This is a genomic window from Saccharomonospora azurea NA-128, from assembly GCF_000231055.2.
In the GTDB taxonomy this organism is placed as follows: Bacteria; Actinomycetota; Actinomycetes; order Mycobacteriales; family Pseudonocardiaceae; genus Saccharomonospora; species Saccharomonospora azurea.
In genome coordinates this window covers 3,177,101-3,201,169 of record NZ_CM001466.1, presented here as the reverse complement: position 1 = coordinate 3,201,169, position 24,069 = coordinate 3,177,101, and the positions used below count along the sequence as shown (strand labels likewise).

The 24,069-nt window shown below is 70.5% G+C and carries 27 protein-coding genes; 16 read left to right on the top strand and 11 right to left on the bottom strand.

Features of this window, described 5'->3' with window-relative positions; all coding sequences use genetic code 11:
* Window positions 1-6: 6 nt before the first annotated feature.
* The 4 genes from SACAZDRAFT_RS14555 to SACAZDRAFT_RS14540 all read left to right on the top strand — a co-directional run bounded on the left by SACAZDRAFT_RS14555 (window position 7) and on the right by SACAZDRAFT_RS14540 (window position 4,689).
* Window positions 7-1,458 carry an FAD-linked oxidase C-terminal domain-containing protein gene (locus SACAZDRAFT_RS14555; RefSeq protein ID WP_005442916.1) on the top strand — a complete coding sequence of 484 codons (1,452 nt, stop codon included), beginning with the start codon at window positions 7-9 and terminating at the stop codon, window positions 1,456-1,458.
* Window positions 1,455-2,606 carry an FAD-binding oxidoreductase gene (locus SACAZDRAFT_RS14550; RefSeq protein WP_005442915.1) on the top strand — a complete coding sequence of 384 codons (1,152 nt, stop codon included), beginning with the start codon at window positions 1,455-1,457 and terminating at the stop codon, window positions 2,604-2,606. The genes SACAZDRAFT_RS14555 and SACAZDRAFT_RS14550 overlap by 4 nt, the downstream gene beginning before the upstream one ends.
* Window positions 2,603-3,889, top strand: a complete 1,287-nt coding sequence (gene glcF, locus SACAZDRAFT_RS14545; protein ID WP_005442914.1) for a glycolate oxidase subunit GlcF — start codon at window positions 2,603-2,605, stop codon at window positions 3,887-3,889. The genes SACAZDRAFT_RS14550 and glcF overlap by 4 nt, the downstream gene beginning before the upstream one ends.
* A 179-nt stretch (window positions 3,890-4,068) precedes the next feature.
* A complete protein-coding gene (locus tag SACAZDRAFT_RS14540) occupies window positions 4,069-4,689 on the top strand; it encodes a class I SAM-dependent methyltransferase (RefSeq protein WP_040927774.1) in 621 nt (206 codons plus the stop codon).
* Window positions 4,690-4,769: 80 nt separating this feature from the next.
* Here SACAZDRAFT_RS14540 and SACAZDRAFT_RS14535 read toward each other — a convergent pair whose 3' ends face one another.
* Genes SACAZDRAFT_RS14535 through SACAZDRAFT_RS14520 form a run of 4 tightly spaced genes read right to left on the bottom strand, consistent with a single transcriptional unit; the run spans window position 4,770 to window position 8,884 of the window.
* On the bottom strand, window positions 4,770-5,363 hold the full coding sequence (locus SACAZDRAFT_RS14535; RefSeq protein WP_005442912.1) for a GTP-binding protein: 594 nt from the start codon (window positions 5,361-5,363) through the stop codon (window positions 4,770-4,772).
* Entirely contained in the window at window positions 5,344-5,715 is a 372-nt protein-coding gene (locus SACAZDRAFT_RS14530; RefSeq protein WP_005442911.1) for a DUF742 domain-containing protein, read from the bottom strand. The genes SACAZDRAFT_RS14535 and SACAZDRAFT_RS14530 overlap by 20 nt, the downstream gene beginning before the upstream one ends.
* Entirely contained in the window at window positions 5,712-6,122 is a 411-nt protein-coding gene (locus SACAZDRAFT_RS14525) for a roadblock/LC7 domain-containing protein (protein WP_005442910.1), read from the bottom strand. The genes SACAZDRAFT_RS14530 and SACAZDRAFT_RS14525 overlap by 4 nt, the downstream gene beginning before the upstream one ends.
* Before the next feature lie 5 nt (window positions 6,123-6,127).
* Entirely contained in the window at window positions 6,128-8,884 is a 2,757-nt protein-coding gene (locus SACAZDRAFT_RS14520; protein ID WP_005442909.1) for a sensor histidine kinase, read from the bottom strand.
* Between the two features lie 643 nt (window positions 8,885-9,527).
* On the opposite strand from SACAZDRAFT_RS14520, the gene SACAZDRAFT_RS14515 reads away from it, so the two are divergent.
* The 6 genes from SACAZDRAFT_RS14515 (at window position 9,528) to SACAZDRAFT_RS14490 (ending at window position 13,771) form a co-directional block, all read left to right on the top strand.
* Window positions 9,528-9,719: a hypothetical protein gene (locus SACAZDRAFT_RS14515; RefSeq protein WP_005442908.1), complete on the top strand. Its 192-nt coding sequence runs from the start codon at window positions 9,528-9,530 to the stop codon at window positions 9,717-9,719.
* A 124-nt stretch (window positions 9,720-9,843) separates the two neighbouring features.
* Complete coding sequence (locus SACAZDRAFT_RS14510) at window positions 9,844-10,743, top strand: ABC transporter ATP-binding protein (RefSeq protein WP_005442907.1); 900 nt, start codon at window positions 9,844-9,846, stop codon at window positions 10,741-10,743.
* A complete protein-coding gene (locus SACAZDRAFT_RS14505; RefSeq protein WP_005442906.1) occupies window positions 10,740-11,480 on the top strand; it encodes an ABC transporter permease in 741 nt (246 codons plus the stop codon). Before SACAZDRAFT_RS14510 ends, SACAZDRAFT_RS14505 begins: the two co-directional genes overlap by 4 nt.
* A complete protein-coding gene (locus SACAZDRAFT_RS14500) occupies window positions 11,477-12,604 on the top strand; it encodes a sensor histidine kinase (protein ID WP_005442905.1) in 1,128 nt (375 codons plus the stop codon). The genes SACAZDRAFT_RS14505 and SACAZDRAFT_RS14500 overlap by 4 nt, the downstream gene beginning before the upstream one ends.
* On the top strand, window positions 12,604-13,236 hold the full coding sequence (locus tag SACAZDRAFT_RS14495; RefSeq protein ID WP_005442904.1) for a response regulator transcription factor: 633 nt from the start codon (window positions 12,604-12,606) through the stop codon (window positions 13,234-13,236). Before SACAZDRAFT_RS14500 ends, SACAZDRAFT_RS14495 begins: the two co-directional genes overlap by 1 nt.
* A gap of 70 nt (window positions 13,237-13,306) precedes the next feature.
* Window positions 13,307-13,771 carry a DUF1203 domain-containing protein gene (locus SACAZDRAFT_RS14490; RefSeq protein WP_005442903.1) on the top strand — a complete coding sequence of 155 codons (465 nt, stop codon included), beginning with the start codon at window positions 13,307-13,309 and terminating at the stop codon, window positions 13,769-13,771.
* A gap of 15 nt (window positions 13,772-13,786) precedes the next feature.
* On the opposite strand, the gene SACAZDRAFT_RS14485 is transcribed toward SACAZDRAFT_RS14490, so the two are convergent.
* Window positions 13,787-15,403: a peptide chain release factor 3 gene (locus tag SACAZDRAFT_RS14485; protein WP_005442902.1), complete on the bottom strand. Its 1,617-nt coding sequence runs from the start codon at window positions 15,401-15,403 to the stop codon at window positions 13,787-13,789.
* 91 nt (window positions 15,404-15,494) lie between these two features.
* Here SACAZDRAFT_RS14485 and SACAZDRAFT_RS14480 point away from each other — a divergent pair, with 91 nt between their 5' ends.
* Window positions 15,495-16,433, top strand: a complete 939-nt coding sequence (locus SACAZDRAFT_RS14480; protein ID WP_005442900.1) for an ADP-ribosylglycohydrolase family protein — start codon at window positions 15,495-15,497, stop codon at window positions 16,431-16,433.
* A 178-nt stretch (window positions 16,434-16,611) separates the two neighbouring features.
* Here SACAZDRAFT_RS14480 and SACAZDRAFT_RS14475 read toward each other — a convergent pair whose 3' ends face one another.
* Window positions 16,612-17,058 carry a MerR family transcriptional regulator gene (locus SACAZDRAFT_RS14475; RefSeq protein WP_005442899.1) on the bottom strand — a complete coding sequence of 149 codons (447 nt, stop codon included), beginning with the start codon at window positions 17,056-17,058 and terminating at the stop codon, window positions 16,612-16,614.
* Window positions 17,059-17,165: 107 nt separating this feature from the next.
* On the opposite strand from SACAZDRAFT_RS14475, the gene SACAZDRAFT_RS14470 reads away from it, so the two are divergent.
* Window positions 17,166-17,549, top strand: a complete 384-nt coding sequence (locus SACAZDRAFT_RS14470; RefSeq protein WP_005442898.1) for a hypothetical protein — start codon at window positions 17,166-17,168, stop codon at window positions 17,547-17,549.
* A 31-nt stretch (window positions 17,550-17,580) separates the two neighbouring features.
* Window positions 17,581-18,255, top strand: a complete 675-nt coding sequence (locus tag SACAZDRAFT_RS14465) for a YdcF family protein (protein ID WP_005442897.1) — start codon at window positions 17,581-17,583, stop codon at window positions 18,253-18,255.
* Here the strand turns inward: SACAZDRAFT_RS14465 and SACAZDRAFT_RS14460 are convergent, their stop codons facing one another.
* Both SACAZDRAFT_RS14460 and SACAZDRAFT_RS14455 read right to left on the bottom strand, forming a co-directional pair.
* Window positions 18,256-18,522: a hypothetical protein gene (locus SACAZDRAFT_RS14460; RefSeq protein WP_005442896.1), complete on the bottom strand. Its 267-nt coding sequence runs from the start codon at window positions 18,520-18,522 to the stop codon at window positions 18,256-18,258. It lies immediately after the preceding gene.
* A gap of 98 nt (window positions 18,523-18,620) precedes the next feature.
* Window positions 18,621-19,607: an LLM class flavin-dependent oxidoreductase gene (locus tag SACAZDRAFT_RS14455; RefSeq protein ID WP_040927995.1), complete on the bottom strand. Its 987-nt coding sequence runs from the start codon at window positions 19,605-19,607 to the stop codon at window positions 18,621-18,623.
* A 95-nt stretch (window positions 19,608-19,702) separates the two neighbouring features.
* On the opposite strand from SACAZDRAFT_RS14455, the gene SACAZDRAFT_RS14450 reads away from it, so the two are divergent.
* The gene (locus SACAZDRAFT_RS14450) at window positions 19,703-20,287 is read left to right on the top strand and encodes a TetR/AcrR family transcriptional regulator (protein ID WP_005442894.1); all 585 of its coding nucleotides are present in this window, start codon (window positions 19,703-19,705) and stop codon (window positions 20,285-20,287) included.
* A 65-nt stretch (window positions 20,288-20,352) separates the two neighbouring features.
* Window positions 20,353-21,894, top strand: coding sequence for an asparagine synthase (glutamine-hydrolyzing) (gene asnB / locus SACAZDRAFT_RS14445; protein ID WP_005442891.1), 1,542 nt, complete (start codon window positions 20,353-20,355; stop codon window positions 21,892-21,894).
* 3 nt (window positions 21,895-21,897) lie between these two features.
* Here the strand turns inward: asnB and SACAZDRAFT_RS14440 are convergent, their stop codons facing one another.
* Window positions 21,898-22,242 carry a hypothetical protein gene (locus tag SACAZDRAFT_RS14440; RefSeq protein ID WP_005442890.1) on the bottom strand — a complete coding sequence of 115 codons (345 nt, stop codon included), beginning with the start codon at window positions 22,240-22,242 and terminating at the stop codon, window positions 21,898-21,900.
* Between the two features lie 384 nt (window positions 22,243-22,626).
* On the opposite strand from SACAZDRAFT_RS14440, the gene SACAZDRAFT_RS14435 reads away from it, so the two are divergent.
* Window positions 22,627-23,052 carry a hypothetical protein gene (locus tag SACAZDRAFT_RS14435; RefSeq protein ID WP_005442889.1) on the top strand — a complete coding sequence of 142 codons (426 nt, stop codon included), beginning with the start codon at window positions 22,627-22,629 and terminating at the stop codon, window positions 23,050-23,052.
* 4 nt (window positions 23,053-23,056) lie between these two features.
* On the opposite strand, the gene SACAZDRAFT_RS14430 is transcribed toward SACAZDRAFT_RS14435, so the two are convergent.
* Together SACAZDRAFT_RS14430 and SACAZDRAFT_RS14425 are read right to left on the bottom strand one after the other, a co-directional pair.
* Window positions 23,057-23,443: a VOC family protein gene (locus tag SACAZDRAFT_RS14430; protein WP_040927773.1), complete on the bottom strand. Its 387-nt coding sequence runs from the start codon at window positions 23,441-23,443 to the stop codon at window positions 23,057-23,059.
* A 93-nt stretch (window positions 23,444-23,536) separates the two neighbouring features.
* Complete coding sequence (locus SACAZDRAFT_RS14425) at window positions 23,537-24,067, bottom strand: hypothetical protein (protein WP_005442887.1); 531 nt, start codon at window positions 24,065-24,067, stop codon at window positions 23,537-23,539.
* Between the last annotated feature and the right edge of the window lie 2 nt (window positions 24,068-24,069).

The window sequence follows — 24,069 nt, the reverse complement described above, 5'->3', positions numbered from 1 at the left end:
GTGCTGATGCTCGACGCGACGGTGCGATCGGCCCTGGCCGCGGCGGTCGGCGAGGACAACGTCATCTCCGACCCGGTGGCCCTGCGCAGTTACGAGTGCGACGGGCTGACCGGATTCCGCGTGGTCCCCGACCTGGTGGTCCTGCCCACCGACACCGCAAGCGTCGCCGCCGCGGTGCGCGCCTGCCACGAACACGGCGTCCCGTACGTGGCGAGAGGCGCGGGAACCGGGCTCTCCGGCGGCGCGCTGCCCGTCGCCGACGGCGTCGTGATCGCGCTGCAACGGTTGCGCGCGGTGCTCGACGTCGATCCCGTCGACCGGCGCGCCACACTGCAACCCGGCGTCACCAACCTCGACATCACCCGCGCCGCCGCGCCGTACGGGCTCTACTACGCACCCGACCCGTCCAGCCAGCAGGTCTGCACGATCGGCGGCAACGTGGCCGAGAACTCCGGCGGCGCGCACTGCCTCAAGTACGGCTTCACCACCAACCACGTGCTGTCGATGACCGTCGTCCTGCCCGACGGCGAGGTGGTCACGCTCGGCGGCGAGACCGGCGAGCAACTCGGCCCCGACCTGCGCGGCGTGTTCATCGGCTCCGAAGGCACCATCGGGATCGCCTGCGAGATCACGGTGCGCCTGCTGCCCGTGCCCGAAACCGTCCGCACCCTGCTCGCCGACTTCGACTCCGTGCGGCAGGCAGGCGAGGTCGTCAGCGACATCGTGGCCGCCGGCATCGTGCCCGCCGCCGTGGAGATGATGGACAATCTCGCCATCCAGGCCGCCGAACAGGCCGTGCACGCCGGCTACACGCTGAGCACGGCCGCCGCGCTCGTCGTGGAGCTCGACGGACCGGCCACCGAGTGCTCCGCGCAGTTCGAGCAGGTCCGGGAGATCTGCGAGCGCCATCACTGCACCCGGCTGCACATCGCGGGCAACGCCGCCGAACGCGCGAAGATCTGGAAGGGCCGCAAGGCCGCCTTCGCCGCGGTGGGCCGCATCAGCCCCGACTACTTCGTGCAGGACGGCGTCGTACCCCGCACCCGCCTCGCCGAGGTGCTCGGCCGCATCGAGGAGATGGGCCGCGCCGAAGGCCTGCGCGTGGCCAACGTCTTCCACGCGGGCGACGGCAACCTGCACCCGCTCGTGCTCTACAACGCCGCGGCGGGCGAGCAGGACCGCGCCGAGAAGCTGTCGGGCCGGATCGCGGAGCTCTGTGTCGAGCTCGGCGGCTCGCTGTCCGGCGAACACGGCATCGGCACCGACAAGGCGTGCTCGATGCCCCGCATGTTCAGCGCCGACGACCTCGCCACGATGGACCGCGTGCGCGGCGCGTTCGACCCGGACCGGCTGTGCAACCCGGGCAAACTGCTGCCCACCCCGAGGTTGTGCGGCGAGGCGCCGGGGCCGTACCGCCCGCACCCGCTGGAGGAGGCTGGAGTGATCGAACGGCTATGACTCCGAAAACGTCGCAGACCTCGCCGGCTCGGCCGACGACACCGACCGTGCTCGCGCCCACCGACCTCCGCGAGGCACACGAGGCGCTCGCCGACACACGCGAGCCCGTCACCCTCCGCGGCGCCGGGACCGCCGCGGACTGGGGCGACCCCGCGCTCCCGACTCCGGCGGTGCTCGACACGACCCGGATGACCGGGGTGCTGGCCTACAACCCCGCGGACATGACCGTGTCGGTGCGGGCGGGCACACCGCTGCGCGCCCTCGCGGCCGAGCTCGGCGAGCACGGCCAACGGGTGGCGTTCGACGCGGCGAGGGTGCAGCGCGGCGCCACCGTGGGCGGCCTCGTCGCGACCGCCGACTCCGGGCCGCTGTCGCTGACCTACGGCTCCCTGCGCGACCTCGTCATCGGAGCGACGGTCGTGCTGGCCGACGGCACGGTCGCCCGCACGGGAGGCCACGTCATCAAGAACGTCGCGGGCTACGACCTCGCGAAACTGCTCCACGGCTCCTACGGGGTCTTCGGGCTGCTCGCCGAGGTCGTGCTGCGGCTGCACCCCCTGCCCTCCGCCAGCCGCACGGTGTGCGTCGAAGCACCGCTGCCCGCTGCGGCCGAACACGCCGCGGCGGTGCTGTCCGGGCAGAGCGAACCCGTAGCCTTCGAATGGCTCGACGACCTGCTCCTGGTGCGGCTCGAAGGCACGCCCGAGGGCACCGACGCGCGCGCCCGCCGCCTCGCGGACGACCTCGGTGGCACCGTGCTCGACGACGACGCGGCCGACGCCGCATGGGCCCGGCACGCCGACCTCGTCGACGCGGCGAACCTCCGGATCGGGGTCCGGCCCAGCAGGCTGCCCGCGGTGCTCGCCGCCATCGGTGGCGACACCGCCACGGCCACCGTCGGACTCGGCACCGGTGTCGCGACGCTGTCCGTGCCCGACACCGACATCGAGGCAGCGCACGACGCCGTGACCGCCGTGAACGGGACGTCGGTGGTCCGCCGCGCCGTGCCCTCCGGCGTCCGCCCGTGGGGTCAGGTGCCCTCGGCGGTGCGGGTGCTCCGGGCGTTGAAGAACGAACTCGACCCGGAAGGACGGCTGTGCCCCGGCCGTCTCGGGTCGTGGTTGGACGGACGGGAGGCCACACCGTGACCGAGCTCTTCGGACAGTCGAGTTTCGACTCCCAGCACCCGCCCGAGCGCGAGCTGCTCGACGACTGCGTGCACTGCGGGTTCTGCCTGCCGACGTGCCCCACCTACCAGCTCTGGGGCGAGGAGATGGACTCGCCGCGCGGCCGCATCTACCTCATGGACCTCGCCGAACGCGGCGAGATCGGGCTGGAAGGCGCGTTCACCCAGCACATCGACGCGTGCCTGGGCTGCATGGCCTGCGTGACCGCCTGCCCGTCGGGCGTGCAGTACGACCGGCTGCTGGAGGCCACCCGGCCGCAGATCGAGCGGAACGTCGAGCGGCGTCCGTCCGACCGGCTGTTCCGCAACGCGATCTTCGCGTTGTTCCCGTACCGCCGCAGGCTCCGCGTCGCGGCGGTGTTCGGCCAGGCCTACCAGAAGTCGGGGCTGCCGAAGCTGATGGAACGCGTCCTCCCACCACGGCTGCGGGCCACGCAGGCGTTGCTCCCGCCCGTGCGCCTGCGGGAGGCGTTCGCGTCCCTGCCTCGGCGCGTGCGGCCGAAGGGTTCGGTGCGGCGACGTGTCGCCCTCCTCTCCGGCTGCGTGCAGGACGTGTTCTTCCACGAGGTCAACGCCGCCACCCAGCGCGTGCTCGCCGCGGAGGGCTGCGAGGTGTTGACACCGAGGCAACAAGGCTGCTGCGGGGCGCTGGAACTGCACGCGGGCCGGTCCGGCAGCGCCGCCGACCGTGCCAAGCGCACCATCGCCACCTTCGAGAAACTGCCGGTCGACACCATCGTCGTCAACGTCGCCGGGTGCGGATCCTCGATGAAGGAGTACGTCCACCTGCTCGCCGACGACCCCGACTGGGCCGACCGCGCGCGCGACTTCAGCGCCAAGGTGCGCGACGTGACCGAGCTGCTGGCCGAGCTGGAACCCCAGGCCCCGAGGCGGCGGATCGAGGCGAAGGTCGCCTACCACGACGCCTGCCACCTCGGCCACGCCCAAGGGGTGCGCGACCAGCCGAGGGCAGTGCTGCGCACGATCCCCGGGCTCGACGTGGTCGACCTCCCCGAGGCGGAGCTGTGTTGCGGGTCGGCGGGCATCTACAACCTCGTGCAACCGGAGCCCGCCGCCGAACTCGGGCAGCGCAAGGCGGACAACGTGCGCACCGTGGCGCCCGACCTGCTGGTGACGGCCAATCCGGGGTGCCTCCTGCAGATCCGCCGCTACCTGGACGACGACATCCCGATGCTGCACCCGGTGCAACTGCTCGACCAATCCCTGAACGGCAAGCCGACCTGACGCCGTGTCCGCAGTCTGCGCACGCGTGTCCGCACTTCAGGGACCCGTGTCCGCGCTTCAGGGACCCGTGTCCGCGCTTCAGGGACCCGTGTCCGCGACGTGCGACGCGAACACGCGTGCGCAGCGCGCGGACACGGCGTCCCAAGCGCAGCGCCACGTTCGCCACTAGCGTGGGAGGAGTGCGAGCACACCGGCTCTTCGCCGCCTACTACGACCGGATGAACGCGCACGCCGAGCGGCTGTTCCTCGGCCGACGACGTGAGCAGCTGTTGCACGGCCTGACCGGCACCGTCCTCGACGTCGGCGCAGGCACAGGTGCGAACCTCCCCCACCTGCGTTCCGCCGAACGCATCATCGCTGCCGAGCCGGACGCGGCGATGCGTGCCCGGCTGGCTCGTCGTGCCGCGGAGACCGACGTTCCGGTCGAGGTCACCGACGCGTCGGCCGAGGCGCTGCCCTGGCCCGACGACAGCGTCGACGCCGTCGTGTTCACCTTGGTGCTCTGTACCGTCGCCGACCCGGAGGCGGCGTTGGGGGAAGCCCGGCGGGTGCTGAAGGACGACGGGACGCTGGCGCTGCTCGAACACGTTCGCGGCGACGGCCGACTCGCACGCGTGCAGGACCTCGTCACGCCCGTGTGGAAGGTCGTCGGCGCGGGTTGTCATCCCAACCGGGACACGCTGGGCACCGTGCGCCGCCGGGGCGACTTCCACCTCGACGCGGTGGAGGAGTTCTCGGAGATCCCCCGTTGGGTGCCCGCGAGTCCCATGATCCAGGTGACAGCACGCCCCGCCGGCTGAGCTTCGCGTCCCGGAAGCGCGAACACGTGTCCCTGCAACGCGGACACGCGTGCACAACTCGCGGACACGATGGCCAGGGGTCAGTACGGGGCCGGGACCATGTTCGCCGAGGCCATGACGTGCTGGATCAGCGTCACCAGGACCTGCTTGGTGGACTCTCGGTCGCGGGCGTCGCAGAGCAGCACCGGCACGTGCGGTCCGACGTCGAGCGCCGCCCGCACCTCCTCGGTGCCGTACCGGTAGGCGCTGTCGAAGCAGTTCACGCCGACGACGAACGGCAGTCCCCGCCGCTCGAAGAAGTCCACGGCGGGAAAGCACGTCTCCAGCCTGCGGGTGTCGGCGAGGACCACGGCGCCGAGCGCGCCCTGGGCCAGCTCGTCCCACATGAACCAGAACCGGTCCTGCCCGGGCGTGCCGAACAGGTACAGGATGAGGTCGGGGCTGATCGTGATCCGGCCGAAGTCGAGCGCCACCGTGGTGGTGCTCTTCTGCTCCACTCCGGAGAGGTCGTCGACGCCTTCGGACGCCGAGGTCAGCATCTCCTCGGTACGCAGCGGCGGCACCTCGCTCACCGAGCCCACCATGGTCGTCTTGCCGACGCCGAACCCACCGGCGATCAGCAGTTTCACCGCCGTTGCACGGAGGCGTCGGTCGTCAGAGTTTGCGGATGCCATCGAGAACCGCCTGCAGTACGTGCTTGTTGGGTGCTTCGCTCGGAGGCGCGGCCTTACGGAAGATCACATAGTTCTGCTCGATCAAATCACTGAGGAGAACCTTCACCACGGGCAGGGGGAGGTCGATGTGACCTCCGACCTCCGCCACGGACATCGGTTGCTGGCACAGCCGTACGATCCTCTCGTACTCCTCGGGGAGATGCGTGGCCTCGGCTGGAGTGCACAGCGCCACCACCAGCGTCATCATGTCGAGGCCGTAGTTGTCGGAGCGGGTCCGGCCTCCGGTCACGACGTACGAGCGTACGAGCCCCGCACCCCCGTCGTCCCACATCTCCTCGTCCTGGTCACTCATGGCGTGGTGTGGGGCTCCACCCGGGGCGCGGCACTCAACAGAGCACCGACGCGCTTCACCAGCATGTTCATCGAGTACGCGACCATGCCCATGTCGGCGTCCTCGGTCGTCAGCAGGGCGAGGCACGCGCCTCGGCCCGCCGCGGTGACGAACAGGAACGCGTGGTCCATCTCGACCACCGTCTGCCTCACCTGCCCTCCGCCGAAGTGCCGTCCCGTTCCCCTCGCGAGGCTCTGGAAGGCCGAGGCGACAGCCGAGAGGTGCTCACCGTCCTCTTCGGACAGGTTGCTCGACCGGCCGATGAGCAGGCCGTCCGACGACAGGACGACGGCCCGGTCGGCTCCCGCGACCTGGCGCAACAGGTCGTCGAGCAGCCAGTCGAGTTCGTTGACTACCGAGTTGGCCATGTTCCTCAGTCTCCAGACTCGTCGGGGCCGGGTTGGTGCTGTCGAGCTCGGCGGGTTCCCTGCTGGAACGCCGAGAGCCTGCTGCGGGCCTGCTCGGGCGCGGGGTCGTAGTCGTCTCCACCGCCCGCGGCCTCGTCACCGCCCACAGCGCCGAGCGTGGTCGTGTCGTCGCGGAGCTGGGGCGCCAGGTTCTGCTGGCGGCGACGCCGGGGCAGGGGTGGCCTGCCTTCGCCGTCGAGGGGTGGCGGGGCCGACGGCGCGGCGGGCGGGCGGGTGTCCGCACCGCCGGGCTGAGCCGGGCGTTCGGGCGCCGGTCGGGCCTGGTGCCGAGGGCGGGATTCGCCGGCGGGCCGAGCGGCCTTGGGCGCCTCCCGCTGCAGCTTGGGCACGTACCGGGTCGGTGCGGCCTGCTCGTCGTCCTCGATCTGGGCGTGCCTGCCCGGTTCACTCGGTGTCGGGTCGGGCGACCACTCCAGCACGGCATCTCCCGGGAGTTCTCCGTGCACGCCCTCGACCGTGCTCGGGGATTGTTCCTGCGGTTCCGGTGGCGGGGCGTCGCTGTCGCGGCGCCCGCGCCGAGGCAGTTCGGGACGATCACCCTCGCCCGCGGGCAGCTGCGGGGGCGAGACGGCGGCGCGCCGCACCGTGGTGGTCGCGGAGCTGTCGGGCTCCGCGGGTGCGGGGCCGTTGACGCCGACGGCGTGCGATCCGTTGACCTTCTCGCCACCACCCCGCGCGGGCAGTGCCCTCGGCCTGCGGCTGATGGGCGCCGCGGAGCTCTCGGCCGTCTCCGACTCCGCCGCGGCTCCGGCCTCGGCCGGCTTCGACACCGACTCACCCTCGGGGAGGTCGCTCAGCAGCTCGGTGCGCACGAGCACGATCGCCCGCGTGCCGCCGTAGGCGGAGTCGCGCAGGGTCACGGTGAATCCGTGCTTCGCCGCGAGCCTGGCGACCACGAAGAGACCCAGCCGCGGTTCCTCGGACAGCGCCATGAAGCTGAAGTCCGGCGGGTTCTTCATCATCTCGTTGAAGCGGCTGAGGTCGTCGTCCTCCATGCCGATGCCCTGGTCCTCGATCTCGATGACCACGCCTCGGCCCACGAGTTCGCCGCGGACCTCGACCCGCGACTGCGGTGGCGAGAACGACGTCGCGTTGTCGATCAGCTCGGCGAGCAGGTGCACCAGGTCGCTGACGACGGGACCCGCGACGGCCGTGGCGGGCAGCTTGCCCATGGTGACGCGCTTGTAGTCCTCGGTCTCGGCGATGGCGCCCCGCACGATGTCGCCCACCGGCACGGGGTTGCGGAACTGGCGTCCGGGCTGCTCTCCACCGAGGATGATCAGGTTCTCGGCGTTGCGGCGCGCCCGGGTCGACAGGTGGTCGAGCTGGAAGAGCAGGTCCAGCTGGTCGGGGTCCTCCTGCTTGCGCTCGGCGGCGTCGAGTGCCGACAGCTGCCGGTGCACGATCACCTGGCTCCGGTGCGCGATGTTGAGGAAGACCTTCTGGGTACCTTCGCGGGTCTTGGCCTCGTCCACCGCCGCGGCGATGGCGGTGCGCTGTGCCTCGTTGAACGCCTCCGCGACCTGGCCGATCTCGTCGTCACCGTGGTCGAGGTAGGAGACCTCGGTGGACAGGTCCACCTGTTCGCCGGTGCGCAGCCGCTCGACGATGCTCGGCATCCGTTCCTGCGCGACCTCCAAGGTGGCCTCGCGCAGTGCGACGAGCCGCTTGACCAGCCGGTCGGACAGCCGCCACGCCAGCAGGAACACGCCCAGCGCGGCCGCGATGACGGCGGCACCAACTGTGATCATCGTGTACAGCGTCGAGTCCGCCTCGTCGAGCGCCAGCTCGGTGGCCACCGTGCTCTGCTCGACGTAGAGGTCCCACAGCGTGCCACCGACCTCGACGGCCGCGGCACGCCAGGCCGGCTCGGCCACGGGGAGGTCGGTGGTGTTGCCGCGCAGGAACGCGTTCTCCACGCTGGTCAACGTGCTCCACGCGTCGCCGGAGACCAGCGCTTCGTACTTCTCCCGGACCGACGGGATCATGTCGGGCACGGCCTGCTGCAACGTCGCGTGGTAGGCACCGACCTGGCCGATGTAGGTGCGGAACTCCTGCTCGGTCAGTCCCCCGCTCGCGATGCCCGCGGCGGCGAGCGCGTCACCGCGGGACATGCCGTCGGCCGCCACGAACAGCGGCATCGCGACCATGCGCTTGTACGCGCTCTCGGCGCTCGGGGTCTCCTGCGCGACGCCGTTGAGGCCGACCACGTAGGCGTCGATGATCGCGTTGTAGAAGTCGTAGGCCTCCTGCAGCGACACGTCGTCGGCGTCGACGCGCTGCCGGAACTCGGTGAGCTGCGCGGTCCGTTCCGCGGCGACCTTCGTGCTGGCCAGCACGTTGTCCGGGGCGTCCTCGGCGATGCTCTCCAGGTCGTCCGCCATCTCCTTGGCCGCGGCGTCGGTGCGCTTGCGTTGCTCCGACAGCTCCGCCCGCAGCGACCGGGTCATGGCGAGTTCCTGCAGCGTGAGCCTGCGCTCCTCACGCACGTTGGCGAACAGCACACCGGCGGGTCTCGCGGCTTCGTGGACCTTGGTGCTGAACGACCTGGTCTGGACGGCGTCGACGACGAGCAGCGTGGCCACCGTGACACCGGTCAGGAGGAAGACCAGACTCGGGATGAAGGCGATGGCGAGCACTCGGGTGCGGATGGTCGAACGCCCACGGCGTGCGGCGGCACTCTTGTTCAACAACGCGCTCAAGGCCCTTCCAGCGACAGGTAGTTCATGGGCCCCCAACCCGTGCAACGGACTTCACGCAGCCTCCAGTCGCGCTAAGCCATCGCTTAGCGCGAGATTAAGCAGAGTGCTTCACGCGAGTCAATATGACATGTGCCCGCCCGTCGCGACAGAAGCGACGATCACGGAGTCACGAGACCCGACCCGTAGGCGAAAATTGTCAACCGAACTCTATTTGCGACGACGAAATCGGCAAAGACCTGTGTGATGTGCATCCTCACGTGGGCTGGACCTCAGTCACGTGCCTGACCACGTCGTCGGCTGGTTTTTCCTGTGCAGGCCGGCTAGCGGCCCCTTGATCCACACAATAACTGTGGCAAGCTTCACCGCTTTGCCCCATCCCGTGGTCGAAACCACTGCCGACAACGCGGCGTAATCGACCAATAGCCGACGGCTCCGCCGCCGGAAACTTCCCGCGAGAGGCGAGCGGCGAGCCTTTTCCCCGCCGAGCGCAATGGTGGCCCAAACCACTGACCTCACCTCACTCCGGCGCCGACCGAGGAAGGTCCGGCCCATCGTCCGACATGTGACGTGAAACGCCCGCACGTAACTTGCGGCGCATAACGAGCGATATCACCCTTGTCAAGCACCGAGGAGGCCGGTGTCGATGCCGCGACGTGTCCCGAAACCGTGGCCCACCACGCGTTTCGCGCTGTTCGTCCTCGCAGTCGCGTTCGCAGCGACGGCGGCAGCGCAGGCGTTCCTCGCCGCGACCACCACGGAATGGTGGCCGGGCGTGGTGGCCGCGGCTCTGACGGCAGCCGCCGTGTGGTGCGTGGCCGCAGCCCTGACCGGCTGAGCTCGCCCCGCGCGGCGCCGCCGGGTGAGGTGACATTCGTCAGTCGCAGCACCTGCCACGCCGTCACTACCGGTCGACGTCGTCGGGCGGGCACTGTTCCACATCGGAAGCCGATGGAGGAACAGTGCGAACAGTGTTGACGGCGCGGGGTCTGCGACACCGCTACGGAGGGACGAGCGCCCTCGACGGAGTCGACCTCACCGTCGAGGCGGGTGAGTGCGTCGCCCTGCTCGGCCCGAACGGCGCGGGCAAGACGACGTTGGTGAACCTGGTGGTGGGGCTGCTGCCCCGTGGCCACGGCGAGATCGTCCTGGCCGGTGGAGACCCGAAGCACGCCGTGACGCGGCGGAAGGTCGGCGTCGTACAGCAGTCTCTGGGCCAGCCGAGCACCCTGACGGTGAGCGAGCTGGTGTCGGGTGCGGCCGTGCGCGGCGGCCGACCGCGCTCCAGCGCCGCACCGATCATGGCGGAACTGGAGCTCACCGAGCTGTCGCACCGTCGGGCGGCGAAGCTCTCCGGAGGCCAGAAGCAGCGCCTGCAACTGGCCATGGCGCTCGTGAACGACCCTGCGCTGCTCGTGCTCGACGAACCGACGGTCGGTCTGGACGTCCCCACCCGCAGGCGGTTCTGGCGGATCCTCGCGAGGCGCCGCGAGAAGGGCACCGCCATCCTGCTGACCACCCACCTGATCGACGAGGCGGCCGCGGTGTCCGACCGGGTCGTGGTACTCGACCGGGGCCGGGTCCTGACCTCCGGCACACCGGACGAACTGGTGTCGCGGCTGCCCGACCGGACGGTCGTCGCACGCACCCGGCTGGACGACGACGTCGTCGCGAACCTCCCGGGAGTGGCGTCGTTCGACCGCGACGGCGAGCTGGTCCGCCTCGGCACGCGCACACCCGAAGCACTGCTGCGCGTTCTGCTCGCCGAGGACCCCGACCTGAGTGATCTCCGGGTCGAGGGGGTCGGTCTGGAGGAAGCCGTCGTGGCGCTGACCTCGCAGGCCCGGGAGGTGCTCCGGTGACCCGGCGTCTGCTCGGTGTGGAGCTCCTGGACGAATTGCGCGCGATCGTGCGGGAGCCCGTCGCGCTGTTCTTCTCGGTTCTGATGCCGGTCGGCTTCTTCGCGCTGTTCGTGTCGATGTTCGGCGACCAGACGACAGGCGAGATGTCCACGGGTACGCGGATGCTCGGCACGTTCGGCACCTTCGGCGTGTTGGCCGTGACGCTGCTGAGCCCGGGCATCGGCGTCGCACACGACCGGGAGATCGGCTGGCTGAAGGCGAAGCGAGTGCAGGCGGTGCCGTTGCCGGTGACGCTCGCGGCCAAGGTGCTCGCCGCGTTGCCGTACGCGATCGGTGTGCTGCTGACGATGACCGCCACCGCGGCCGCCGCGACCGGGGTGCTGCAGGCCTCGGCCCTCGAACTGCTCCGCCTGTACGTCGTGCTGCTGCTCGGAGCCGTGCCGTTCGCCCTGCTCAGCCTCGCGGTCGGGTTCCAGGCCAGGCCGAACGCCACCACGGCGATCCTCAACGCGATCCTCATGCCGAGCGCCGTCGTGTCCGGGCTGTGGATGCCGCTGGAGATGCTGCCCGACTTCTTCGGCACCGTCGCGGGATTCCTGCCGACGTACCACCTCTCGGAGCTGGCCGTGGCCCAGCTCGACGGCGCGGCGACGGCGGGACACCTCGCGGTGTTGGGTGTCTGGACCGTGATCCTGACCGGTGTCGCCGCCCTGTCCTATCGTCGTGCGCGACCATGACCGCCACCGCGAACGTCCAATCCGCCGCTCGGACGGGGCCCCCGTCCGAGCCTGCGGCCTGGCGCGAGATCGGGTGGTTCCACCTGGTCTACCTGGCCATTCCGTTCTTCCACCCGATCAACGCTCCGGACGCGGGTGTGTGGGACTGGTTGCTGGTGGCGGGGATCATCGTGGTCTTCCTGCCCCTCTACGTCCTCGCCTGGCGGCGACCCGACCTGGCGCGCTGGGGGTCGGCCGTTCCCACGACCGTGCTCGGCGTGCTCACGACTCCCCTGAACTCGGGCGCCGCGGTGCTGTTCGTCTACGCCGCGGCCACAGCCGGCATCCACGAATCCCGGCGGGTGGCACTGCGCTGGTTCGTCGGGTTGACGGTCGTGATGCTGCTGCTCCTGTGGCTCTCGCCGATCCCGCTGCCGTGGCGGCTCTGGGGACTGGGGCCGTCGCTGCTGTTCACCTGGATCATCGGCCTCACCCAGATCGAACAGGCCGACCAGGCCCGGGAGGCCACCGACCTGCGGTTGCGCAACGCCCGGGTGGAATACCTCGCCACCCTCTCCGAACGCGAGCGGATCGCCAGGGATCTGCACGACCTGCTCGGTCACTCGCTCACGTCGGTCGTCATGCACGCGCAGCTGTCCCGCCACCTCGTCGACAGCGACCCCGAACGCGCCCGCGCCGCAGCGGCACAGGCGGAGGAGACGGCTCGCGCCGCGCTGGCCGAGGTGCGGGCCGCGGTGAGCGGGCTCCGGCACACGACACTCGACGCCGAGCTGGAGTCGGCACGGACCACGCTGGCGAGCGCGGGCGTGGAGCTGTCGACGCGACGCGACCCGGCGGTGAAACTGGTCGGGTCCACCGAGCACGAACTGGCACTGGCGTTGCGCGAGGCGATCACCAACGTCGCCCGCCACGCACACGCGCGCACCTGCTGCGTCGGACTGTCGGCCGCGGACGGGGAGCTCCGGCTCGTGATCGCCGACGACGGCGTCGGAGGACACCACCGCCCCGGCAACGGCCTGAGCGGGTTGCGGGAACGGATCAGTGTGCTCGGTGGTCGAGTGGAGCACTCGGGCACGGCGGGGACGACGGTCACGATCGCGGTACCACTGGAGGTGGCGACCTGATGACGGGCCACGACGGCGAGCACACCGACGGCATCTCCGTGGTGCTGGCCGAGGACCAGACCATGGTGGTCGAGGCGTTCGCCGAACTGCTCGGCCTGCAGCCCGACATCACGGTGCAGGCCATCGCGACCAACGGCGCGGAGGCACTGGACGCGGTGGCCGAACACGACCCGGACGTGCTCGTCGCCGACATCGAGATGCCGAGGGGAACCGGCCTGGACGTCGCCGCCGAACTGCGGCGACGCGGCAGCCGCACCCGGGTGCTCATCGTCACGACGTTCGCCCGTAGCGGCTACCTCCGCCGGGCGCTCAACGCCGGTGTGACCGGCTACGTCCTGAAGGACTCACCGATCACCGAACTGGCCGACGCGCTGCGCACGGTGCACGCCGGGGGAACGGTGATCGCACCCGAACTGGCGCTGGCCGCCTGGGACCAGGCCGACCAGCTGACGGACCGGGAACGGGAGCTGGTGCGGTTGGTCGGCGAGGGGGCGACCAACCGCACCATCGCGCAACAGCTGCACCTGGCCGAAGGCACCGTCCGCAACTACCTGTCCACCGCCATGACGAAGCTCGACGCCCGGAACCGGACCGACGCGGCGAGGATCGCGCGCGAACGCGGGTGGATCTGACAGCGACACGTCGCGGGTTCACGTCCGAAAACCGCCGGTACCGGACGTCGGCCGGCGGCAGGCTGCCCGCATGGCCTTCCGCATCGTCCCCATGGACACCGCCGTCGCCGACCAGGTCCGCAGCACGATGCGGGCTCCCGACTACGACCACCCGGCATGGAGCGAGGTGCCCGTCGAACCGGCACCGTGCCGGGTGTGCCTCGACGTGATCGAGCCGGGCGTGGAGCGGCTCGTCGCGTTCACCTACGACCCGTTCCGGGACACCGAGGACCTCCCGCTGCCCGGGCCCGTCTTCGTCCACGCGCGCTCCTGCGCGCCGTACACCGACACGGCGACCTATCCCGCCCGCCTCGGCCGGAGCGGACTGCTACTCAACTGCTACGGGCGGGGCAGGCGACTCGTCCACGCCGAGCGGATCGCCCACGCCGACGCCGGCACCACACTCGGCGAGCTGCTCGCCCGCCCCGACGTGGACTACGTGCACGTTCGCAGCGCGACTGCGGGCTGCTACCTCTGCACGGCGGTTTCCGCCTGAGCCCGGGACGCGACGTCAGTCGCCCGTCGCGACCAGCGCCTCCAGCTTCAGCTCCGGATAGCGGCGAACCAGCAGGCGCATGCTCATGTCGTCGGCGAACAGGGCGAGGTCGGTGCCGTCGGTGCGGGTCAGCACCTCGCTGTTGCGGCCCGCGTCCACGATCCCGCGCTGCGCCGGATCGACCAGCCTGCGCACCGTCGAGTACGGCAGCCGGTCGAGCTTGACGGGCGAGTTGAACTCGTGCTCCATCCGGTGGGCGGCGACCTCGAACTGCATCGGCCCGACCGCGGCGAACACGGGCGCGGCATCACCTCGCAGGTCGGAGGTCAGGAGCTGCACCACGCCCTCCGACGACAACTGCTCGACGCCCTTGCGGAACTGCTTGGCCTTGCTGAGGTCGGCGGGCCGCGCGACGGCGAAGTAGGCCGGCGCGAAGCTCGGCAGGCCCGGGTAGCGCACCGCGGGCTTTCCGGCGTACAAGGTGTCGCCGACCCGCAACGCCGAGGCGTTCACCAGGCCGATCACGTCACCGGGATACGCGGTGTCCACTGTGGAACGCTGCTGGCCGAAGACCTGGTGGGCGTACTTCGTGGCGAACGGCCGCTTCGTGGTGGCGTTCGTGACCACCATGCCCCGCTCGAACACGCCCGAGCACACGCGCGCGAACGCCACCTGGTCGCGGTGGGCCGGATCCATGCCGGTCTGCACCTTGAACACGAACGCCGAGAACTCGTCGTCCAGCGGACGGGGTCTGCCGTCGACGTCCACCCGGGGCTCGGGCCGCGGCGCGAGCTGCACCAGCAGGTCCAGCAGGTGGCGCACCCCGAAGTTCAGCACGGCCGCCCCGAACAGCACGGGCGTCGCGCTGCCCTGCAGGTACCGCTCGATGTCGAACTCGCCGCCCGACGCGGCCACGAGTTCGAGTTCCTCGGTGGCGCGCGTGAAGTCCTCACCCAGCTCCGCCTCGGCGCGGTCGGCGGGCAACCGGTTCTCCCCAGCCACCGTCGCGCCGCCCGCGGTGCGCTCGAAGGCCACGAACGCGCCGTCGGTGACGTCCACGACACCGCGGAATCGACCGGCCTCCCCGACCGGCCACGTCAGCGGCATGGGAGTCAGCCCGATCCGTTCCGTGAGCTCGTCGCAGAGCTCCAACGCCTCCCGACCGGGCCGGTCCCACTTGTTGATGAACGTGATCACCGGAATGCCCCGGTGGCGGCACACGTCGAACAGCTTCAACGTCTGCGGCTCCAGGCCCTTCGCGGCGTCCAGAAGCATCACCGCCGAGTCGACCGCCGACAACACGCGGTAGGTGTCCTCGGAGAAGTCCGCGTGACCGGGCGTGTCGAGCAGGTTCACCACGGCGTCGCCGTAGGCGAACTGCAACGCCGCCGACGTGATGGAGATGCCACGGGCACGCTCCATCTCCATCCAGTCGGACACCACGCCCTGCCGGCCCGCCTTGCCGTGCACGGCCCCCGCCTCGGAGATGACGCGCGCGTGCAGCGCCAACGCCTCCGTCAACGTCGACTTGCCCGCGTCGGGGTGGCTGATGACGGCGAAGGAGCGTCGTCGGCGCGCCTGCGCTGCGACGTCACCGTCCGAAGAAGTGGCTGCGCTCACACGAGTGGTCATGCGAAGCTGTTTAGGTCTGAAGTGCACATATCCGGTCCAGGGTACCGGCGAGGTGTCCGACCGTGTCGCGAGACGGCGAGAGGAACCGGCGATGGATGACACGTCCCGCATCGAGAAGGCGCGCGGTCTGCTGTTCGGACTCGCACTCGGCGACTGCCTCGGCGCTCCCTTCGAAGGCAAGGTCGGGGTCACCGACGCCGACATCGTCGCCAAGGAGAATGCCACCGACACGCTGCCCCACACCGACGACACCGCGCTGGCACTCGTGCTCGCCCGGCACCTGGCCCAGCGGCGGGGCGACGCGCGCGAGCCGGAGAAGTTCGTTGACCTCGACCTGCTCGCCCGCGAGTTCGCCGACACCTGGCACGCCGAACCGTGGCGCGGCTACGGCGGCGGCGTGACCACGTCGTTCCGGCTGATCGTGGAAGGCACGCCGTGGCGGGAGGCGATCCGCGCCGTCTACCCCGAGGGGTCGTTCGGCAACGGCGGCGCGATGCGCGTCGCGCCGGTCGCGCTCGTCGGCACCGACTCCGGGCAGGTCGCGGCACTCGCCCGACGCAGCACCGAGGTCACCCACGCCCACGACGACGCGCTGCACGGTGCGGTGTGCCAGGCCGTGGCCACGCATGTCGCGCTGTCACTCGCGCCCGACGAGCCGGTGCGGGCGGGCGACTTCGTCGACTCGGTCCGGCCCGCCGTGCCGTCGCCGTTGTGGCAGGACAAGTTCGACCGCGTGGTGGAGCTCGTCGAGCAGCGTGCCGACCCGGCACAGGCCGCCGCGGCGCTGGGCAACGACGTGTCGGCGCCCGGGTCGGTACCGCTGGCTCTCCTGTCGTTCCTGCGCAACGCGGGTGATCCGAGCGCGGCGATGAGGTTCGCGATCCGCGCGGGTGGAGACACCGACACGGTCGCCTCGATGGCCGGGGCGCTGGCGGGTGCGCACAGCGGGTACGCGACGTTGCCGCGCCAGGCGGTGTCCCGCCTGGAGGCCGCCGCCCAACTCCACCTCTACGCCGAGCACCTCGCCTGACCCCGACATCGTGTCCGCGCCCTGCGCACGTGTGTCCGCACTCTGCGCACGCGTGTTCGCACTTCCGGTACGCCGAGGCGCCCGACCACTCCCCGGGGACGTCCGGGAACTGCGGACACGCGTCCCTGAAGCGCGGACACGCGTCCCTGGGGCGCGGACACGATGTTCGGGGTGACGGTCAGGTTCGGCGGGCTCGCTCCGTGTGCCGCGCCAGGCTGGCGCGGAGCATGGCGGCGAAGTCCTCGGCGACGTCGAGTGTGGCGCGCAGCTCGGCGCACCGGCGTTCCGCGCGCTCGGTGAACTCGCGCAGCCTCGACAACTCACGCTCGTCGAGCGTCGGAACGCCGTCGTCCACGCCGTGACCCGGATACAGCAGGCCGAGCAGCTCCCTCATCTCGTCGAGCTGGAACCCGAGGGGCTTCATCCGGCGCACGAGGCGCAGGCGCGTGACGTCCGGTTCGGTGTAGAGGCGGAAACCGCCCTGACTGCGCGCACTGGGGGTCACCAGTCCCACTTCCTCGTAGTAGCGGATGGTGCGCAGGGAAAGGCCCGTCCGGGCGGACACTTCACCGATGCGCATGTGCTCATCCACGTGGTGAACCCTCACTTCCTCGGCGACCGACATGATCACCGTACTCCTTTTCGATCTTGAACGCAGATCGTCCACAAAGGACTCCAAAAGCCGAGGAGTGCACGTAAACCTGCCCTAACGTCAGGGTAGGATTGGCTTCTGTGACACCAGAGATGTTCGACTCCGTGGAGGCCTACAACGCGACCCACCCCACCAGCCCGTTCCCTGCCGAGCCCCGGGCACGGAACGTGTTGCGCGGCTACCGCGCCGCCATGCAGGGTGTCACCGACGACGTGACCGGCACAGGCTCGGGCGCCTCCCTCACCGTGGACTTCCTCCCCGGTGGCGCGCCGTGGCCCGACGAGGCCGACCGTGTGGGCACCGTGGTCGCGAGCCGCTGGGGCGAGGGCCCGGTGTTCGTGCTCGCCGAGGGCGTGTCGTTGCGCGCGGCGTGGGAGGCCGTGCGGGAGGCCTGGCCGACCCACCTCTCCGCCGTGCGCTCGGCGCTGGAGACCGTCGACCGGATCGACGCCGGGAAGGCGTGACGCAAACGCTTGCGCGCGGTACCTCTGGGACATGGCACGACGACACCCGGCCGCGCTCCCCGACGCCGTTCGCACGGACGCCGACGTCCTGTGGCGCTACCACGTCCTGAACCATCCGCCGCGTCGCAGCGACGTCGGGGTGGGGCTGGGCAGCCACGACCTGGCGGTGGCCGACCACACCGCGGCGCTCTACACGGCGGGCCGGTTCCCGCTGGTGGTGTTCACCGGGGCGACCGCGCCCACGACGGTGGACCACTTCCCTCGCGGGGAGGCCGTGCACTACCGGGAACGGGCGGTGGAACTGGGCGTGCCCGACGACGCGGTGCTGGTGGAGCCACGCGCTCGCAACACCGGCGAGAACATCTGTCTGACCCGTGAACTGCTCGCCGAACGGCGGATCGCCGTGCACACGGCGACGTTGGTGTGCAAGCCGTACCAGCAGCGGCGGGCCTACGCCACCTGCCGCCAACTCTGGCCGGAGTTGGACGTGCACTGCTCGGCGTCGCACACCTCGCTCGACGACTACCTGCTCGCGATCGGCGACCCCGAGCGCGTGGTGCACATGCTCGTCGGCGAGACCCAGCGCATGACCGCCTACGCCGACCGTGGGTTCATCGTGCCCCAGGAGATGCCGAGCGACGTGGACGCCGCCTACCGCCGGCTGGTCGACGCGGGGTACACCGCCCGCCTCCTCGGAGCGTCCTGATCAGTACACGATGTCGAAGCGCACCATCAGGTTCTCGATCGCGTGCCTCGTCTGCTCCACCGTCTGCGCCGACATCTCCAACTGGGCCTGCACGCTCTCGCTGTAGCCGCCCACCTCGTCGTACGCACCCGTGCCACCGAGGCTGTTTCGCAACAGCTCCGTCAGACCCGACGCCATCGACATCGCGTGCTGGATGGCGTTGTGGATGTTCGTGCAGTTCTCCACCCCCAGGTAGAGCTGCGCCAACGTCTCCTCGTGCGTCGTCATGTCGTCATCCTGTTCGTCACGTTGTCCGCTCATCCCACCCAGCACCCCAACACACAAGCACGGGCCGGGCGGCGGGATGAGCGCGCACCGTTATCGGATCACGACTTCAGACCCACGGCTTCGGCCAGAAGTTCCACGGACCGGATCCGCTGGGTGACGGTCGGCGACTGGTGGGCGGTGATGAGCTCGTCGGCGTCGGCGTGGACGGCGAAGTCCTCGAGGAACTTCCTGACCTGCTCGGGTGTGCCCACGGCGGTGTACTTGACCATGTTGAGCAGGTGGGCGCCGTGCGGCGAGGCGAGCACCATGTCCGCTTCCTCGTCGGTGAACGTGCGCCCCCGACCGAGCAGCATGCTCACGCGCTGCCGCTTCATGGTGAGGAACTGCTCCTGCGCCGACTCCTCGTCGTCGGCGGCGATCACGTTGACGCCCGCGATGACGTACGGCTCGGCGAGCTGCTCCGACGGCTGGAACTGCTCGCGGTAGACGGCGACGGCCTGCTGCAACGCGTCGGGCGCGAAGTGCGACGCGAACGAGTACGGCAGCCCGAGGGCGGCGGCGAGCTGGGCGCCGAACAGGGAGGAGCCGAGGATGTAGAGCGGCACGTTCGTGCCCTTGCCGGGGATGGCGTCGACACCGGGGATGCGCGACTCGCCGCGCAGGTAACCGGCGAGTTCCTGCACGTCCTGCGGGAACGTGTCGGCCGACGTGGGGTCGCGGCGCAGCGCCCGCAGCGTCTTCTGGTCGGTGCCCGGCGCCCGGCCGAGACCGAGGTCGATGCGGCCCGGGTGCAACGTCTCCAGCGTTCCGAACTGCTCGGCGATCGTGAGCGGCGAGTGGTTGGGCAGCATGATGCCGCCGGCGCCGAGGCGGATGCTCTCGGTGTGGTTGGCCACGTGGGCGATCACCACGCTCGTCGCCGACGAGGCGATCGAGGGGAAGTTGTGATGTTCGGCGTACCAGACCCTGCGGTATCCGGTCTCCTCGGCGCGCCGCGCGAGCGCCACGCTCGCCTCCAGTGCCTGCCTCGGGGTCTCGTCCTTGCCGAACGTGGCGAGGTCGAGGATCGAGTAGTTGACGGTCACGAGCATCCCTTCGACACAACGAGGCGGAGCACTTGCTCCGCTCCACTCTACGACGCCGGAGCACCCGCTCCTCTTCCCGACCTACGATGAGAGCCATGACTCAGCAGCTCGGCGTGCCTCGGCGCCGCGACGCACGGGACAACCGCGCGGCGATCCTCCGAGCCGCCGCCACGGCGTTCTCCGAGCGCGGCCGAGCCGTCGACGTCCGCGAGATCGCCCGCTGCGCCGGGGTCGGCATGGGCACCCTGTACCGCCACTTCCCGTCGAAGGACGCCCTCGTCGAGACGCTGCTGATCGAGAGTTACGCGCAGTGGGTCGCCTCGGCACGGCGGTCGGCGCGCTCGCGCCCCACGGCGTGGGACGCGCTGGCCACGTTCATCTCCGACGCCCTCACCTACCAGCGGCGTGACCGCGCGCTGCTGGAGAACCTCGCCGCCGCCGCCACCGATCCACGCGGGTTGTCGGTGTGCCGCCGCTCGCTGGGCCCGCTCGTCGAGGAGCTCGTCGCCGCCGCGCACGCCGAGGGAACGTTGCGCTCCGGGGTCACCGACGAGGACGTGCTCGGGTTGCTCGCCGCGCTCGGCAAGCTGGTGGAACTCGACCTGCCCGCCGACACGGTGTCGCGGTGCCTCGACATCACCCTCACCGGGTTGCGCCACGGCCCGGCACTGGACACCTGATTCGCCGTCGTGCCCGGTGCCGCCGCTGCTCCTAGACTCGACAGCAGCACCGGCAGCGAGGGCAGGTGAGAGCCATCTCCGGCATCGTCGCCGCGCACGGCCCCTTCGACCCACGCGAGGGCGTGCGCATGCTCGACCGGCTCGCCCATCGGGGCCCCGATGGGTGGGGCAGCCACGCACTCGACCACGCCTGGCTCGGCCATCGCAGGCTCGCCGTCGTCGACCTCGACAGCGGCACTCAACCGTTGCGCGACTCGGCGGGCGACTACTGGCTGGTCGGTGACGGCGAGATCTACAACCACGAGCGGCTGCGCGGCGAACTCGAAGCTCGCGGCCACGTCTTCCGCTCGCGCGCCGACCAGGAAAGTGCCCTGCACCTCGTGGAGGCCGACGGCACCGCGGCGCTGTCACGGCTGTGGGGCATGTTCGCGTTGGCGGGCGCCGACACCGAAGGCCACTTCTTCGCCGCCCGCGACACGATGGGCATCGCCCCGCTCTACTGGGCCCACCACGGCGGCACCACCGTGTTCGCGAGCGAGTTGAAGGCCTTCGACCCGCAGCGCCGCCCCGACGTCGAGCCGTTCCCGCCCGGGCACGTGTGGACTCCCCGGGAGGGCCTGACGCCCTTCCGCGTCCTCGCCGACACCACCGCGACCGGTATGCGGGCCGACACCGACCATGAACCGTCGGAGCCGCCGGAGGAGGTCCTCGCCGCCATCCGCGACACCCTGATCGGTGCGGTCGAGCGGCTCCTGGTCGCCGACGTGCCGGTCGGCGCCCTGCTCTCCGGCGGACTCGACTCCAGCCTCGTCACCGCCATCGCGGCCCGACACGCGGGGCGCGCGGGGCGCCGCTTCCCGACGTTCGCCGTCGGCAAGCAGGACAGTGCCGACCTCGTGGCCGCCCGCCAGGTCGCCGACGCCCTGGGCACCGACCACCACGAACGCGTCTACACCGACGACGAGCTCATCGACTGGGTGCCCGAGGTGATCCGGGTGATCGAGTCGTTCGACCCGTCGTTGGTGCACAGTTCGGTGCCCAACCTGCTGGTCTCCAAACTCGCGGCACGCACGGTGAAAGTCGTGCTCATCGGCGAGGGCGCCGACGAGCTGTTCGCCGGATACGGCTACTACGGCGAGATCGTCAGCGGCGCCGACCTGCACGAGGAGCTGCTGTCCACCATCCAGGGCCTGCACATCGGCGGCCTGCAGCGCGTCGACCGCGTCGCGGGCGCCACCGGCCTGGAGCCCCGCACTCCGTTCCTCGACCTCGACGTCGTGGAACTCGGCCTGAGCCTGCCCGCCCGCTGGAAACTCAGCAGCGGCGAGCGCCCCGAGAAGTGGTTGCTGCGCAAGGCGTTCGAGGGCTGGTTGCCGGAGCAGCTGCTCTGGCGTCCGAAGGAGCAGTTCGGCCAGGGAACGGGTGCCGGTGACGTCCTCGGCGACTACTACGCGTCCACGGTGTCCGACGAGGAGTTCGAGGCCGAACGCCGGGCGTTGGATCCGCCGCTGCGCACGCGCGAGGAACTCGCCTACTACCGCCTCTTCCAGCGCGAACTCACCGGAGTCGACCCCGAACACCTCATCGGACGCTTCGCCGGGTGGTGAACGTCAGGCCTCGGTGTCCGTGTCGCCCTCGAAGTTCACGGTGCCCTCCAGGCCCGACCCGAGCAGCATGCCGACGAAGTCCATCGGCGTCATATCGGACGAGAAAGTGAACTCCGCGGTCCCGTTGGTGGGCTTCTCCTCGGCCGGCTTCTCCTCGCTCGCGGCGTCCTCGGCTCCCTCCTCGGCGGGCTTCGCGGCCTCGGAGTGCTGCGGGACCTGCTCGGTCTGCGCCGTGTCGGTCGGGGTCGCCGTGGTCTCCGGCGGCGCCGCCAGCGCCGCACCCGCTCCCATCGACAGCGCCGCCGCGGTGAGAACCGCGCTCGCCAGCACACGCCGAGTACGAATCATGATTCCTCCTAGTGATCAAGATTTCGCAGTGTTGACCTGCGATTCCGGAAGCTAGTGAGGACCGCTGTCGAACACCGGGCGGATACCGAATCAAGCGTCACCCCGCGGGAGTCGTCCACATCGGCCGCACCGAAGACCCGCAGCGGCATCCAGGCACGAACCGCTGCCCCACGCCGGAATCGAGCGGCACACCGGCCGGGCGGGACGGCGTTACCCGACACCGCCCGTGTGGGCCACCCCGACCCAGCGTCGGGCACGCGGACACGGGATGTCCTCAACGATTCCGCTGTCGCGGACCTCGGCGCTCTGACCTGCGACGCGAGGCCATTTCACGACATCTCGGTAGGATTCACCCGAGTCGGACCACGAGCGAAGGGGAGACCGATGACACCGGGACTCGCAGTGGCGACAGCGGCGGTGTTCGTGTGGCTGGGCATGGTGCTGGCCATCTCGTTCCTGGAGGCACCGCTCAAGTTCCGAGCGCCGTCGGTGACGCTCCCGATCGGCCTGGGCATCGGCCGGCTGGTCTTCCGCGCCCTCAACCTCGCAGAGACGGTCCTGGCACTCACGGCCGTGATCGCCGTGGCCGTCGAGCCGCCCGGCAGCGCCGCACTGGTGTCGGGCGCCGTCGTGCTGGCGACCCTGGCCGTCCAGCTCGTGCTGGTTCGGCCTCGCCTGACCCGCCGTTCGGACCGGGTCCTGGCGGGCGAGGACGTGCCGCGATCGCGCAGTCATTACGTCTACATCGGACTGGAGGCCGTCAAGACGGTCGGCCTCGTCACGACCGGTGTCCTGCTGTTGATGTCGTGAACCGTCATGGGGCCGGCGGCGCTGCGGTCCAGACCCCCAGTTCGTTGCCGCTGGGGTCGGTGAAGTGGAAACGGCGTCCACCGGGGAAGTCGTAAGGCCCGTCCACCACCGTGCCGCCCGCCCTCTTCACGGCCTCTACTGACTGCTCGAGGTCGGTGGAATACAGCTGCACGAACGGCCCACCAGGGCGCACGTCCGGAGCGGGGCGAAAACCACCCACCTCGGGCGCGGATTCACCGTCCGGGCTCTGAATGCCGACGTAGTCCGATCCGTAGTCGTTGAACCGCCAGCCGAACGCCTCGCCGTAGAAGCGCTTGGCGGCGTCGAGGTCGGTGACCGTCAGCTCCACGTAGTCGAGGGCGTGGTGTCGGTGCGAGTTCGCTGTAACCATGTCGGGAGTGTGCGGCAGGAGTACGACATTTTCCCCGGGCTCCGCGAGCGTCTCCCACCGACCACCGGACACCTCAGCTCGCCGACCACCGCGTCACGCCGTTGCTGGACTGATCGGCGTCGCCGCTCGGCCCTCCGCTGGTCGGGGGAAGATCGCCAGGAGTGCGAACCAGACCAGAATCAGGATCCCGGCCGGACGCAGGAACGATTCCGGGAGCACGTTCCCCACGAAGGAGTACCCGGCAAGCCAGAGACCCGTGATCACACCGACCACGGTGACCGGCCAGGCCCGGCTGACCAGGGAACTCGACACGATCCAGACACCCGCGAGGACGTGCCCGCCGAGCCGAACCGCCCAGGCGGTGTCGTACGCGACCTCGTTGATCATCAGGATGCCGGCGAGCACGTCCAGTGCCACCCATCCGTAGCCGGCTGCCTTGGCCCACGGTGCCGCTTCCAGGCGTGAGACGAGGAAGAGGATGGACAGGTGGAAGAAGACTCCCAGGTACTCCCCCCACGCCACGTCCGGGTCAACGAAGAAGGCGATCACGGCCGGAAAGAACAGCACGAGAGGAAGAAGCGCCAGCAAGCGCAGGCTGACATAGCGTCGTCGGGCGTCGAGCATCG